Source organism: Cochleicola gelatinilyticus (genome assembly GCF_001637325.1).
Taxonomy (GTDB): Bacteria; Bacteroidota; Bacteroidia; order Flavobacteriales; family Flavobacteriaceae; genus Cochleicola; species Cochleicola gelatinilyticus.
Genome location: NZ_LRXL01000028.1, coordinates 1 through 639 on the forward strand (window position 1 = coordinate 1; position 639 = coordinate 639).

The 639-nt window shown below is 43.3% G+C and carries 1 pseudogene; it reads left to right on the plus strand.

Going from position 1 to position 639, the window contains the following annotated elements:
* A pseudogene (locus ULVI_RS15545) lies at positions 1 to 639 on the plus strand (hypothetical protein); the annotation flags it as partial.

Consider the following 639-nt stretch of genomic DNA (forward strand, 5'->3'; position numbering starts at 1 on the left):
GGTTCTAATTTGGGTTCGAGCTATTAATTCTGCGGGCTGTGTTACGGTCGGGAGTTTTTCGTTGGTATTGGGACAAGTTCCATTTACGGATATTCCAGTTGCTTATACAGAATGTGACAATGATGGTGATGGAATGGCAGATTTCGATCTCAATGCACAAAGTAGTGAGATTTCTGGTGGAAGTCTTGGAGTGAGTGTCACGTATTATGCGAGTCAAGCAGATGCTGAGCTTCCAGGAACCCCTTTAGGCAATCCATATACAAGTAGCGGAGAGTTGGTGTGGGTACGCGTGGAGCATAATATAACAGGATGTTATGCTACAGGTTCTTTCGATCTGGTGGTGACGCCCCCTCCGGTAATTTTTGAACCTTCTGCTTTGGTGTATTGTGATGATGACAATGATGGCTTTGGTAGTTTCACTCTAACCGATGCTGATAGCCAGGTAGTAGGTGGTAATCCTTCAGGGAGTTTAGTGGTAAGTTATCACTATACCCTTCCAGATGCACAAAATGGTGTTGAACCCTTACCAAGTCCGTATTTAAATGATGTTCCTTTTTCTCAGAGAGTGTATGTTCGTTTGTTTGATCAGTCCACGGGTTGTTACAGCACTACAGAATTACTTTTAGAGGTAGTAGAAAG